Source organism: Paraburkholderia sp. EG286A (assembly GCF_040965375.1).
Lineage (GTDB): Bacteria > Pseudomonadota > Gammaproteobacteria > Burkholderiales > Burkholderiaceae > Paraburkholderia.
Map to the genome: position 1 here is coordinate 61,183 of NZ_JBFRCB010000016.1, position 12,260 is coordinate 73,442.

General features: G+C 56.5%; 13 protein-coding genes and 2 pseudogenes. 7 read left to right on the top strand and 8 right to left on the bottom strand.

Translation table 11 applies throughout. The annotated features are described in order from the left end of the window. Window positions 1-39: 39 nt before the first annotated feature. From AB4Y35_RS40215 to nifV, 6 genes and pseudogenes are all read right to left on the bottom strand, one after another. Complete coding sequence (locus tag AB4Y35_RS40215; protein WP_368692180.1) at window positions 40-339, bottom strand: ferredoxin family protein; 300 nt, start codon at window positions 337-339, stop codon at window positions 40-42. Beyond that, window positions 336-1,649, bottom strand: a complete 1,314-nt coding sequence (locus tag AB4Y35_RS40220; protein ID WP_368692179.1) for an FAD-dependent monooxygenase — start codon at window positions 1,647-1,649, stop codon at window positions 336-338. The genes AB4Y35_RS40215 and AB4Y35_RS40220 overlap by 4 nt, the downstream gene beginning before the upstream one ends. 11 nt (window positions 1,650-1,660) lie before the next feature. Further along, window positions 1,661-2,773 (bottom strand): electron transfer flavoprotein subunit alpha/FixB family protein, encoded by a 1,113-nt coding sequence (locus tag AB4Y35_RS40225; protein ID WP_368692178.1) that lies wholly within the window; start codon window positions 2,771-2,773, stop codon window positions 1,661-1,663. After that, window positions 2,770-3,621 carry a nitrogen fixation protein FixA gene (locus AB4Y35_RS40230; RefSeq protein WP_368692177.1) on the bottom strand — a complete coding sequence of 284 codons (852 nt, stop codon included), beginning with the start codon at window positions 3,619-3,621 and terminating at the stop codon, window positions 2,770-2,772. Before AB4Y35_RS40230 ends, AB4Y35_RS40225 begins: the two co-directional genes overlap by 4 nt. A gap of 55 nt (window positions 3,622-3,676) precedes the next feature. Next, window positions 3,677-3,851, bottom strand: a pseudogene (locus AB4Y35_RS40235) (nitrogenase-stabilizing/protective protein NifW). Window positions 3,852-4,002: 151 nt separating this feature from the next. Continuing rightward, window positions 4,003-5,139 (bottom strand): homocitrate synthase, encoded by a 1,137-nt coding sequence (gene nifV / locus AB4Y35_RS40240; protein ID WP_368692176.1) that lies wholly within the window; start codon window positions 5,137-5,139, stop codon window positions 4,003-4,005. A gap of 408 nt (window positions 5,140-5,547) precedes the next feature. Here nifV and nifB point away from each other — a divergent pair, with 408 nt between their 5' ends. From nifB to AB4Y35_RS40275, 7 genes and pseudogenes are all read left to right on the top strand, one after another. Beyond that, the gene (nifB, locus tag AB4Y35_RS40245; protein ID WP_368692175.1) at window positions 5,548-7,149 is read left to right on the top strand and encodes a nitrogenase cofactor biosynthesis protein NifB; all 1,602 of its coding nucleotides are present in this window, start codon (window positions 5,548-5,550) and stop codon (window positions 7,147-7,149) included. 67 nt (window positions 7,150-7,216) lie between these two features. Then, the gene (locus AB4Y35_RS40250; RefSeq protein WP_368692174.1) at window positions 7,217-7,411 is read left to right on the top strand and encodes a 4Fe-4S binding protein; all 195 of its coding nucleotides are present in this window, start codon (window positions 7,217-7,219) and stop codon (window positions 7,409-7,411) included. A 65-nt stretch (window positions 7,412-7,476) separates the two neighbouring features. Further along, on the top strand, window positions 7,477-7,887 hold the full coding sequence (locus AB4Y35_RS40255; RefSeq protein WP_368692173.1) for a HesB/IscA family protein: 411 nt from the start codon (window positions 7,477-7,479) through the stop codon (window positions 7,885-7,887). After that, window positions 7,884-8,348, top strand: a complete 465-nt coding sequence (locus AB4Y35_RS40260) for a nitrogen fixation protein NifZ (protein WP_368692172.1) — start codon at window positions 7,884-7,886, stop codon at window positions 8,346-8,348. The genes AB4Y35_RS40255 and AB4Y35_RS40260 overlap by 4 nt, the downstream gene beginning before the upstream one ends. Window positions 8,349-8,464: 116 nt before the next feature. Continuing rightward, window positions 8,465-8,683 (top strand): putative nitrogen fixation protein NifT, encoded by a 219-nt coding sequence (gene nifT / locus AB4Y35_RS40265; RefSeq protein ID WP_368692171.1) that lies wholly within the window; start codon window positions 8,465-8,467, stop codon window positions 8,681-8,683. A 13-nt stretch (window positions 8,684-8,696) separates the two neighbouring features. After that, entirely contained in the window at window positions 8,697-8,963 is a 267-nt protein-coding gene (locus AB4Y35_RS40270) for a hypothetical protein (protein ID WP_368692170.1), read from the top strand. A gap of 357 nt (window positions 8,964-9,320) precedes the next feature. Further along, window positions 9,321-9,896, top strand: a pseudogene (locus tag AB4Y35_RS40275) (transposase). 523 nt (window positions 9,897-10,419) lie between these two features. Here AB4Y35_RS40275 and AB4Y35_RS40280 read toward each other — a convergent pair. After that, on the bottom strand, window positions 10,420-11,784 hold the full coding sequence (locus AB4Y35_RS40280; RefSeq protein WP_368692169.1) for a neprosin family prolyl endopeptidase: 1,365 nt from the start codon (window positions 11,782-11,784) through the stop codon (window positions 10,420-10,422). A gap of 226 nt (window positions 11,785-12,010) precedes the next feature. Then, complete coding sequence (locus tag AB4Y35_RS40285) at window positions 12,011-12,253, bottom strand: zinc ribbon domain-containing protein (protein WP_368692168.1); 243 nt, start codon at window positions 12,251-12,253, stop codon at window positions 12,011-12,013. Between the last annotated feature and the right edge of the window lie 7 nt (window positions 12,254-12,260).

Genomic DNA, 12,260 nt, shown 5'->3' on the forward strand with positions numbered 1-12,260 from the left:
GTAGGTGGGCGGAGGCCAAAATGACGAGGTCGTATTCGTCTATCCAAACTTGAATTGGATTCCGTGGCCACCTCTCGGATACTCCCAAGAAAGGTTATGGTGTTCCCTGCATAGAATGCGACAACTGCCGCACTCAAGGCAGCCGTCGGTAATTAGAGTCACGGCGCCGTTGTTCTCATTCCGATAACAGGAAGCGGGGCAGACGAACGTACAGCTTTTATCGCTACATTCATTAATGCAGGTTTCGGGATTTCTTATTTGGACGTGTGGTCGGCCAACGTCAACTCGGTAACGGTTTTGGAATAGCTTCTCGTCGATGTTCACAGTAAGTCTGGTCATCGGAAGGCCCTCCAGAGTTTGTATGCGTCGCCCATCAGGCCTGTTAGTGAGCGACTTTTGCGGAAACTCGCCATGACCTCTCCTTTCTTTGTCTGCTTGTCCACGCCATCGACCGTAATCATTGTCCGAGCCGCTTTAGCGACGAGATCAGGGTATGTGGTGAAAAACTGCGGATTGTGATGCAAGATCTTCGGCATGTCTCGGTACTTGAGCAGGTCCTTCATCACGAAACTCCTGTCGAGCGCAGCCTTGTACCCGGAGAGGGCGCTAGCCCGATAGCTGTGGCCTCCGGAGGCTTTTGCGGCTATCGCGGTCTCCGCGGCGAGACGTCCTGTCGTCATGGCAAGATTAGAACCTTCGCGATGTGCGGAATTGACGAAGCCACCGGAATCGCCGACGATCATCCAGCCATTGCCGTACACTTCCGGGATTGCATTGAAGCCCCCTTCGGGGATCAGATGCGCACAGTACTCCTTCATTTCACCGCCGGCGATGAGCGGGGCGATGGACGGATGACGCTTCATTTTTTCAAGCAACACGTACGGGCTTGTACGGTTCGAGTTGTTTTTGAAGTCGCTCAGCATACAGCCGACGCCGATTGTCAGCGACTCCTTGTTAGTGTACAGGAAGCCGGTTCCAGCCATGCCGTCGGTGATTCGGCCGACCATCTCAATGACGACGCCTTCGTTATCGGCAACGTTAAAACGCTGGCAAATTGTTTCCTCAGGCATAAAGAGAATCTCCTTCACAGCCAGCGCGACATTGCCTGCCTTGATTTCGCCATGAAAGCCTGCCTTACGCGCCAATGTCGAATTGACGCCGTCCGCGAGGACCACGATGTCCGCATAGACGTCACCGTGTTGGCGGTCGCATTGCACGCCGACAACCTGGTCTCCGTCCATTATCAGGCGATTCACCGTGGTCTCGCAGATCAGCAAAGCGCCTGCTTCACGTACTTTCGATGAAAACCACTTGTCGAACTGTGTCCGTATGATTGTGTAGCGGTTATATGGGGGATTGTTGTAGTCTTCGCTGCGCGCGTGCGTGCCAACAAACGAGGTATCGTCGAGCATCCACAGGCGCTGCTCGATGATGTGGCGCTCGAGAGGGGCATCGTCACGGAAGTCCGGAATGATCTGTTCCAGTGCATTGGCGTAAAGAATCGCGCCCTGAACGTTTTTGCTTCCGGGATACTCGCCGCGTTCAATCTGAAGCACTTTCAGTCCGCCTTTCGCCATAACGTAGGCTGCGGCGTTGCCTGATGGTCCAGCTCCGACCACAATGGCATCGAATTTGGGGGAGGTTGCCATATTTGTATTCCTTACGAGTCTAGCCGCTGCGGTGTCAGGTGTTGCTTAAAGGCCTGTGTTAGTTCCGGTAGTACGCGCATTGCGTCCCCCAAAATGCCGTAGTGCGCGTAATCAAAAATCGGTGCGTTTGGGTCGGTGTTGATTGCGACGATGACGTCAGAGCTTTCCATTCCGACCCGATGCTGGATCGCACCAGAGATTCCCGCGGCGATATAAAGCTTGGGCCTGACAGTTTTGCCGGTCTGTCCAATCTGGCGTTCGGCTCGGACCCAACCCGCCTGCACGCATGGGCGGCTCGCGCCGACTTCGCCACCGAGCACCTGCGCTAGCTCGAACAGCAGCATGAAGTTCTCGCGATTCTTGAGTCCCTTGCCGCCGCTCACGATCACGTCCGCGTAGGCGAGGTTGATTTGATCACTCGTCTCGTCCGGGATGAAGTCAAGCAATTTAGTTACTATATTGGCCTCGATCATCCTGAGCGTTTCCTGCACGATCTCGCCACTGCGGCCTTGCTGCGCCGGCGGCATGGACATGACTCGTGGGCGCACAGTCGCCATCTGAGGGCGGGATTCGAGCGTCATGATCGTACAAAGCAGAGAGCCGCCGAAGGTCGGCCGCGTCGCAGCTAGTACACGCGAGGCGGGATCGATATTCAACTCAGTGCAGTCGGCAGTAAGGCCAGTCAGAAGCCGTGTTGCGACAGAGCCCGCGAGATCTCGGCCCATTGAAGTCGCACCGAGCAACAGTATCTCGGGGCAATACTTGCTAACCAGATCTGACAGGCCTTTCGTGAACGGTTCGTTGCGGTAACCGCGCAACACCGGATCGTGGATGACATACGCTTTGTCCGCACCCAAGGTGAACGCCTCAGCGGCAAATTGCTCGAGTGGCTCTTCAGTACCACCGAGTACCGCGACAGCGACGTTGCTACCAAGTTTGTCGGCGAGCTTGCGAGCCTCACCGACCAGTTCCCACGATACGCTGTGCGCACGGCCACGATCGTGCTCGATGAAGACCCACACGCCCCGATAGTCTTTCATACGGTCGGGAAGTTCTACGTTGCAGCCGTTAGCGTGTGCGATCGGCTCGGCCGGTTTTTGTTTCCAAGCAACAAGCGAATTCATGCATTCCTCTCCGTGAGCCGCAGGTCCACCTCTAGCGTCGGATGGCGAGTAAAGATCTTACGCACAAGTTGAGCCGCCGCGTCGTGGAGACACGACTCGTCGAATTCGATCATCTCGGCATCTTCTGCACGCGGCGTTGCGCCGAATACCTTACGTACGACGGTATGTGAACCCTTCAGCCCGATCTTGCTGACGTCATCGATCCCGGCCTGCTGGCGGTTCCACTTGCGTACGGGGAAGCCAGCGGCATGGATTACTCTGGGCAGTGTTGCGAAACGCAGATCGTTCGTGTTTTCAAGCATAGTAACAAGGCACGGCAACGCAGTCTCGAGTACCTGAACGCCCCCTTCAGCACGGCGTTCGGCCATGATCGTGCGTCTGCCGAGGTCAATCTCGAGGATTCTTGACACGTAGGTAAGCAGTTGGATGCCCATGCGCGTCGCGATGCCCGGGCCGACTTGGGCTGTATCACCGTCGATCGTTTGTTTGCCCGTAAAGATCATATCCACCGAGCGTTCACTCGCGATCTGGCGGATCGCGGCGGCCAACGCATAAGAAGTGGCGAGCGTGTCGGCGCCAGCGAACGACCGGTCGGTGATGAGCACGGCGTCGTCTGCACCGTAGCTGATGCATTTACGCAGTGCGTCCTCGGCCTGTGGTGGTCCCATAGAAAGTATCGTGACCCATGCGTCGAAGCGGTCTTTTAGCCGTAACGCTTCTTCTAGCGAGAAGAGATCGTAAGGGTTGACGATCGCCGGCACGCCTTGCCGCATGATGGTGTTGGTCACAGGGTGAACCCGAATCTGGGCAGAATCCGGTACTTGCTTGATGCAAACGACAATATGCATTGAGATTCTCCTAATCAGACGCCGCTGGGTGCCGACAGCGACGCGCACTGGCTTTTCAGGAAGACGACATGCCGGTCGGCGACCTTCTAAAGACTTTAAACACTCGTTGTTCAGGGGGCCTGGATACAACGAAGTCGTCGCAGGCCTTCCGCAGCAAGCCGTGATAGGTCAGCCTTCGTGGAGGGCGGCGTGTCGTTCTGTTGTTCGATGTACCGAAAGAAACGTTTCATGATGTGCAGGCGGTTCAACCTCACTATCCTTTTGTCGAGGGCAATGCAAAAGAGACGCGGAAATCCTCCATAGATGAAAGTGGACGAAGTCTCGGATGAGTCCTTCCACGGGTTTGCTCCTCCTAAGTCTGTTTCTCGCTATGAGCGGCCTTCAGGACGCTCTGACTCGCGTGCTCCGTACCTCACTCAAAAAGCGGCGGAGATCGATTGCGCTAGGCGGCTGCTTATGTCGCGTGGCGAAGGCCCGGATGTGCGGTAGCAGTAGCGGCACAAGCCGCTCCGATACCTTCAGGCCCAAAGCGTCATATGCGTCACGTACACCTTGAGACCCGGAATGATTGCCGAGCACTGTAGACCGTTGCCGGCCCACCTCTGCAGGATCGAATCCTTCGTAGGTTGCGGGGTGTTTGGAAAAGCCGTCCGTGTGAATTCCCGCTTCGTGAGTAAAAACGCCTCGACCGACGATGCTTTTTCCAGAGGAGACGGCTCGGCCCGACGCATGTTCGACCAGCGACGAAATACCGGGCAGCGCTTTAGTGTCGACGCCCGTATCTCGTCGCAGAAGATGACGTGCTCCCATCACGACTTCCTCTAGCGCCGCGTTGCCGGCTCGCTTGCCAAGACCGTTGACGGTGGTGCTGGCATGTGTTGCGCCTGCCGCAAGGGCCGCCAACGTGTTGGCTATGGCAAGTCCGAGATCGTCGTGCGCATGGATTTCGATCTCGAGGTCCACGGCAACGCGCAGCGCCGCAATCGCGTGGTATGTCTTAACCGGATCCAGCACGCCGACCGTGTCTGCGAAACGCGAGCGCTGAACCCCGTGCTGCCGTGCGCATTGAGCCACTTCGATGACAAAGGAAGGATCCGCGCGCGAGGCGTCTTCCATGCCGAGAGAAATGGTTGCGCGACTTCCGATTGCTATCTCGACTATCCGGTCAATTTGATGCAGAACCCACGTACGCGACTGCTGCAGCTTGTGGCGCAGATGAATATCCGAAACAGGGATAGAGAGGTGAACGATATCGGCATTGCAACGCAATGCCGCCGCGAGGTCACCTTCGGTGAGGCGTCCCCAGACGACTATACGAGAGCCGAGATTTAACCCGGAAATTTCCGCTATGCACGCCATTTCCTCGCCGCCCATTGCGGGAACCCCGATTTCTAGTTCCGGCACGCCGGCCTGAGACAAGGCGCTCGCGATCGCGCATTTTTCCTCGGCGCGAAATGCGACTCCTGCAACCTGGTCACCATCGCGTAGCGTCGTGTCATTAATAATTGGAAGATGCATGTCAAGTCTCCCGAGAGGTGTCGATCGCGCTGCAAACATCGTGCCAATGGGACGCTACGGCGGGAGTATGGTTCTGTTTGAACCTGAAAGGCATCATGTCGGGAATCGGAGTACGTGGTGTGATAAGTCGCGTCGGGAATGTCCCATTCCCAACAGTGTCGCGCTTGAATCTGGCCGATCGAGTTATCGGCGAACGCGAAAGCGGTTGCTTTTATCGCGAGTAATTCAAATGAATAAGAACTGAGACACAGCGCCAGCGTGGCTGGACTACCCATGTGTCATGGCGACGGAACACTCGGCGATGCTCTCGGCTTCAAGTATCGTCCACTCGCACATCGTGCGTTTTCGCGATGGCATGGATTTCGCTGGGAGCAATGGCACACCCACTGTTCATTGCGGAGAGATGCCATGCACGATTGCGCGAATGCCGGCGCTCTGATCTTGGCCGACGGCGCCAGAGTCACACACATCATGCCATCGGTGTCGGCCGCGGATCCACTTGCCGGATACGGCCGCTCTGATTCAAATGGCGCACCAGCCGGGTCAAGTTGCTGTTCGACCGACGCACCAGAAAACATCAGTGCGGAGGTGTGGGAAAGGATTAGAGATCACCCGTGTTATTCGGAGGACGCGCATCGCCATTATGCGCGCATGCATGTCGCAGTGGCACCCGCCTGCAATATCCAATGCAACTACTGCAACCGAAAGTATGATTGCTCGAACGAGTCGCGGCCTGGTGTGGTATCAGAGAAGCTCGCGCCGGATCAGGCCGTGAAAAAGGTGATGACCGTCGCCTCGAGGATTCCGCAATTGACTGTCGTCGGGATCGCGGGCCCGGGGGATGCACTGGCCAATCCGAACAAAACGTTCGATACCTTTCGTATGCTTCGCGAACTCAAGCCGGACATTAAGCTTTGTCTTTCGACGAACGGCCTTTCTCTGCCTGACTATGTCAACGAAATTTGCGATTACGGCATTGATCACGTGACGATCACTATCAACATGGTGGACCCGGTCATCGGCGCAAAGATCTATCCATGGATCTTTTGGGATCACAGAAGAGTCACGGGCGAAGAGGCCGCGCGAATTCTGCACGAGCGGCAGATGCTAGGGCTCGACATGTTGAGCGCGCGTGGCGTACTTACGAAGATCAACTCGGTACTCATCCCTGGCATCAACGACGAGCACCTGGTCGAAGTGAATCGCGAAGTAAAAAGGCGGGGTGCGTTTTTGCACAACATCATGCCGCTGATCTCGGATCCTACGCACGGCACGTATTTCGGTGGCCGTGGCCAGCGCGAGCCTACCGCTCGCGAGTTGAAGGCCGTGCAGGACGCCTGCATGGGCGGCGCGGCCCTAATGCGCCATTGCCGGCAATGTCGTGCAGATGCAGTAGGCCTTCTGGGCGAAGACCGCCATCACGAGTTTTCGCTCGCAAGCATCGAACACATGGACCCCGTGGACAAGCTTGATCTTGGCCGTACACGTCAACGCCGCGTGAACGCCGAATGCGATGGAGAGCGCGAGATGAAACATAAGACACGAAGCTTGTCAGGAGCGACCCTGGTGCTAGGCGATGTCGAGGTGCGGATTGCCGTTGCGACGAAGGGAGGCGGGCTCGTCAACGCTCATTTCGGCCACGTTTCCGAGTTCCAGATTTTCCAGGTCAGCGCCGCTGGAGCCCTGTTTGTCGCGCACCGCCGCGTGGGCGCCTATTGCCGCGGCGGCGATGGCGATGAGGATGACTTGGGGTCGATCATACACGCGATCAACGATTGCCATGCTGTGCTGGTTGCAAAGATTGGCTTGTGCCCACGGAAGTCGCTATTAGAAGCGGGAATCGAACCCGTGGATATGTACGCCCACGAACCAATCGAAAAAGCCGCGCTTGCATGGCTCACCGACTATTGTGGCCGTCTCGCGACTTGCGAAATTGACCACATGGACCGCGGCGACGCGACAATCCCACAGATCGGGTTGACTAGAGTGGGAGAAGACGCCCCTGTTTGAGCGGCAGGTCGCGTAGTCGTCCCGACGTGCTCGGTTACACCAAAAATCATCACAAGGAGTCCATGGTATGGTCCTAAAGATCATTTCCTCCGCCTGCACTGGCTGCTCGGCTTGCGAGCCGCAATGCCCAAACGTCGCAATCATCGAGAAAGCCGGCGTCTTCGCAATTGATCCGAGGAAATGTACCGTGTGCGAAGGGCAATTCGATAGTCCACAATGCGTGGCGGCGTGCCCTGTGGACGGGTGCATCGTGCCGGCCTAGCGCTGCGGTTCCGCTTGCCTTGCGCAGTGTACCCGACGATTGTTCAATTCGACGATTTCTAAATCATGTTGCCAAATTTTGCAGTGACACCTGCCGCCGAAAAGTTTCTTCACCGTATCGCGCGCTTTTCCGGTCTGCCATCCGGTGCGGGCGTCCGTATTTGTGTGAGTACTGGCGGTTGCTCCGGATACGAAGCCGAACTGAGCGCCACCGCCGATGCGCAACCCGGTGACGAGACTACGGAGATCAATGGACTGCGGATTTTCTTGCCGGCAGAAAGTCGGCTGTTGCTCGACGGCTTTACCGTCGACTTCGTCGAAACACTAGACAGGTGTGGCCTTGCATTCAACAAGGGCAACGAAGCATTTGGCGTCGCCGCGCGCGCGCGCGATGGCGCAGGCAAGTTGAGCGACTCGCGTATCGACGCGAGTGCGATCGGACGCCGACGTAACTCATTGCCACGGGAGGTGTCATGAAGCGTGCATCCCGGTATTCAAATGAGCTGGGCGTGAGGGACGTTGAGAGCGACGATGCAGTCGAACTTGCTTTTCCACCACGGTTCGCCGTTGGCGAGCGAGTGATTGCACGCGCCGTGATTCGTAACGACGGTACATACAACGGTAAGGCTATGGGGGAACTGCTCGTGAGCCAAGGCGAGGCCGGTTATGTCACTGCAATCGGCACGTTTCTACAGCGGTTCTACGTCTATGCGGTTCACTTTTTCGAAGGAGACCGCCGGGTTGGAATGCGCGCGAAGGAGCTCTGCACGCTCGACCGCCTGCCGCCGGAGGTGCTCGCCCAACTGGGGAGGCGCGCCGACGCGCTTCGCTGGATCGGTTCGTGGCACGCCGATATGGAGAAGGAGAACTGCGCGCAGATGCCGACGCTAAGCGCTGAGCGCATTAGCGAGCCGTTCGATGATGGTGGACTCCCTTAACTCGGCCTGTTTGTGTGGGATAAGGCGGCATCGTACTGCGCACGTGCGGCATGTCCGCCGGTTGTTGCAGCCATACGTCTGGCGCGAATCGCTTAACCAACCCGGGAGATATAAACGTGAAGGTCACGATCCGAAAGGATGACAATGGTGTATTCAGGGCCTATGTTCTGAAGAAGGATCTCGAGGAGCCAATCGTCTACATCGATGGAGCGCAGCTCTGGGGTGGACGTATTACGCTTGCTAACGGCTGGCAGTTTCAGTTGCCCGAACTTGCGAGCGATACCACGCTTCCGGTAACTGTCGAGGCGCGGCGCGTGTCAGGCGGGTGCGAATGACATGGGCCTTACTATGGAACAGATTCATGCGATAACTGAACTGGTTTGTACCGAACCGACGTTGCAGGAAGCCGCGGTAATTTGGCGAAAGCGCTATCCCGATGTTCGTATCATTCGGATCACCGCAGTCGAGCTAAGCGATGAGGAGCCCTTCCTCAAGTTCCGTGGTCGTCGGGTCTATCTAGCGACATGGACCGGCTTTTGCATTAATGTAACCACGGAGGCAGCGCAAGCGGATATCCTCATATTGGCAGAGGAGGCGTTTTGCGATGGCGACTGAAGAAATCGCACTTTGCGAGCTGGCATACCACACCACGGCGATCTAGCTTGTTTTCGCGGGCTTTCGAGTCGTTGGAGCAATGGTCCGAGCTCGATTCGTCCGAGCTTACGGTCGCTCGGCGCAGCGATGCCGTTGTCACCGTGACTCGACGCTCGGCAGCTCGATGGCCCTGCGTGTGCTGGGCATCGGGCGGGTGACGCAATTACCAGCGCGCCCTGCACATCCCATCCCATAGATTGCACTTGGAATTATCTTGGCCGGCTTAGCAGGCCGCTGAATTACCGCTGAAACACGTCATCGCGCAGAGCTCGTGAAGCGTTGATAGATGGACCACCACTTGCTCCACCCACGGAGACCATGCGCGGCGCCGACACATTCACCGAGAGTCTGTTTTCCATGCGCAAGCTGGACGACTTCGTCCCCAAGTCGCATCCGTTCCGTTCGATCCGCGTAATGGCGAACGACGCGCTGGCGAGGATGGATCGACTGTTCGCCCAGATGTACGAAGCGGACATAAAGGGCGGGCGGCCGAGCATCGCTCCAGAGAAGTTGCTGCGGGCCACGCTGATTCAAGTGCTTTTCAGCATCCGCTCCGAGCGCCAACTGATGGAGCAAGTCCAGTACAACCTCTTGTTTCGCTGGTTCATCGGCCTGGCAATGGATGACGAGGGGTGGCCATCGCCCAGAAGAAGTGCCTGCTCTCGGGTGAACATTTCAGCGTGGACGGCACGCTGATCCAGGCGTGGGCCGGACTATGCCATTTCGCAGCAAAAGCGCAAGTTGATCGAACAAAGCTTCGGCTGGACCAAGACTGTGGGCCGCACGCGCCAGGTGATGGTGCGTGGCTTGAAGAAGGTAGACCAGATGTTCGTGTTGAACATGGCGGCCTACAACCTCGTGCGCATGCGCTCGCTGGCACAAATGCGCCCATAGTGGCGCAAGAAGGCGGCAATGAGGCCAGAAGTCGGCCTCACGACGCTTAAAAAAAGGTGGATTCGCGTTGAAATTACACAATGCGAAAGATTTAGCAACGGTGGGCGCGTAAATCGAATACGCCCGCTTCCGTCGCGGGTGCATTTCCGCAACCTGTTAGGGCCTCGCCTGTATTTGCCGATATCAACCTGCCTCGACGTGAAGAGGACAGTGCGGAATATCGGTAAGCGGACGTACGCAATTAGTCAGTGACGGCGAACGCTTGGCCTGCGAATTGCAATACCGGTTTTTTTGGTCACGGGAAGGTGGGTTGACCGTCGGTGTCGCGCGGTTCTCTTCTCGTGTGCCGTTTAAGGCTGGCTCCGGGTGAGCTCTCCGCCTCGTTCGGCATCGCGCACGTAGGATGCCTCGATGAACCAATTGCCAAACGCAACATGTGGAAACCGCGCAAGCGCGAGGAGTCGGGATGTTAGGCGGAGCTATGCATCATAGAACAATACGAATCACGCGCTCTATGCCGTCTTCATCTGCACTGTGTTCCGCCTGGGCCACCAACGAAGATGTATCGGGTCCACCAACTTGGATTGTAGTTATCGGCCGGAATATTGCCGCCATCTCCGTTGCTGAATGGCCCGGCCGCGTGGTAGCAAGTCGATTGTCCCAACAAGTGCGGATCGTCCCAGGCAACAGTATCAGCGAGGTCGTAGTAGTAGAGGTTGCGCTGATAAGCTGCGTGGCCATATAGTTGACTGTCCCAATTACCACTACCGGCGCCTGGCCAAGACGTAAGCCCGGTTGTTTCTGTACCAAACCCAATCGACGTCGCGTTATGACTGTTCTGTCCGCCTTGATAGAACTCCGCGGGGTAGTAACCAATCGCGACTCCGTTACGAAGGAGCCACCAGTTCCCGTGTGCGTCGCGATGATATCCGGCACTGAACTCGTGCTGTTGACCGCCGGGAGAACTGATGTCAACTAACGCGCCCCCGAGTACCGCTTTCTCCGAAACCTGCACGAAATCCCCGCAGCTGTTGTTCCAGCATCCGGTGTTCACGTAGTTATCGGCGGTGCTGAAGATGAAGAAGTGCGGCAGATTGTCCGCAAACATGGAAGGAGAGACTACCCAGCCAGTCTCTTCTGACTGAAGAGGGTTTGCGCCGCCGGCTCTGTCTCCACCAAGAATCCAGATCTGGGACAAACTGAAATACTGACCCGCCGCAGCATCCACTTTCGGATTCCAGACATTGAACGTGACGTTGCCCCCGAGATTCTCGACGTTTTGCACGAATGTCGCATATTTGTGTGCATAGGGATCCGCGGAGAGTAATTGACTCGCGAAAAAGGGTGCATTCGCTGATTCGCCGCTTGACGGGAGCCTGGTCATCGGTGGAGGCGCCTTTCTGTGATATGCATCTACTGTCGTAAATCGACTAAGCTCTTCCAATGTGACTCTATTCAAGGGGACGCTGCCCGTACCACAGCTTGGCGTATTCACACCGTTTTGCAACTGTTCAGACGACCCTACCGATCGGCTGGATAAGTCACCGTTGAGGTTTGTCGCTGACGCTAACTGTGGAGGTGTTGCGATTTGCCTTATTTGATATCTCCGGACAGCTGGTTGCTCCATCAACGGAACGCAGTCATAGGTTTGGCCGTTCGCAAAAAAACTCCTTGAGACGTGTACTCCATTGTAACGTTCAATAATCGCTTGGCGCATCCCTTCAAAAGCAGACGGATCATTGACTTTGTAGTTGCGCGAGATTGGAGGTTGATGATCTGACTCAAGATGCGCCCCAGACTCGGGCCAAGAGCGACCAATAAAATCCTGAGCGGCGGCCGCTCTCGTGTCAGCCATGAATCTGTCAAATGATTCGATATGGGAATCCATGCTCTGCGAGTATGCGGGCATTGTCCATGTTAATATCCAGATCAGACACACAGAAGAGGCATACCGAATTGTGTTTGCAAGTCTACCGAGTTGTTTCCCGTTGTCGGGATTTACAACGGAGAATTCTTGTGCGATGAGGTAAATAGACTGCGGCGACATATGATTTTGGAGTTAACTTTTTTGCAAGGCAGATATGGAATGACAGGCGCCAGCTCCTTGTGGCGTTTCAAGGTCGATGCAATAATTGCATGCGCTCAGCCGCGGAATAATTGCTCAAATGCCCTTCACGAGCGGCCTGGCGGCGTGCTGCCGTAATGAGTGCCTTGTTGCGTGGAGGGGCGGACGGTGCGCTGACCTGCTTATCCATCGCATTACTGCTACAGCGCGGACAGGACGCCAACGAATTGGTGCGTACGAGTGTCTCGAACCGAAAATTGCAGTTGCGGCATACGTAGTCGTAAAGCGGCATGAGAAGT

Coding starts and splice junctions, on each gene's coding strand:
- AB4Y35_RS40215 (WP_368692180.1), bottom strand. CDS start 339: ATGACCAGACTTACTGTGAACATCGACGAGAAGCTATTCCAAAACCGT.
- AB4Y35_RS40220 (WP_368692179.1), bottom strand. CDS start 1,649: ATGGCAACCTCCCCCAAATTCGATGCCATTGTGGTCGGAGCTGGACCA.
- AB4Y35_RS40225 (WP_368692178.1), bottom strand. CDS start 2,773: ATGAATTCGCTTGTTGCTTGGAAACAAAAACCGGCCGAGCCGATCGCA.
- AB4Y35_RS40230 (WP_368692177.1), bottom strand. CDS start 3,621: ATGCATATTGTCGTTTGCATCAAGCAAGTACCGGATTCTGCCCAGATT.
- nifV (WP_368692176.1), bottom strand. CDS start 5,139: ATGCATCTTCCAATTATTAATGACACGACGCTACGCGATGGTGACCAG.
- nifB (WP_368692175.1), top strand. CDS start 5,548: ATGCACGATTGCGCGAATGCCGGCGCTCTGATCTTGGCCGACGGCGCC.
- AB4Y35_RS40250 (WP_368692174.1), top strand. CDS start 7,217: ATGGTCCTAAAGATCATTTCCTCCGCCTGCACTGGCTGCTCGGCTTGC.
- AB4Y35_RS40255 (WP_368692173.1), top strand. CDS start 7,477: ATGTTGCCAAATTTTGCAGTGACACCTGCCGCCGAAAAGTTTCTTCAC.
- AB4Y35_RS40260 (WP_368692172.1), top strand. CDS start 7,884: ATGAAGCGTGCATCCCGGTATTCAAATGAGCTGGGCGTGAGGGACGTT.
- AB4Y35_RS40270 (WP_368692170.1), top strand. CDS start 8,697: ATGGAACAGATTCATGCGATAACTGAACTGGTTTGTACCGAACCGACG.
- AB4Y35_RS40280 (WP_368692169.1), bottom strand. CDS start 11,784: ATGGATTCCCATATCGAATCATTTGACAGATTCATGGCTGACACGAGA.
- AB4Y35_RS40285 (WP_368692168.1), bottom strand. CDS start 12,253: ATGCCGCTTTACGACTACGTATGCCGCAACTGCAATTTTCGGTTCGAG.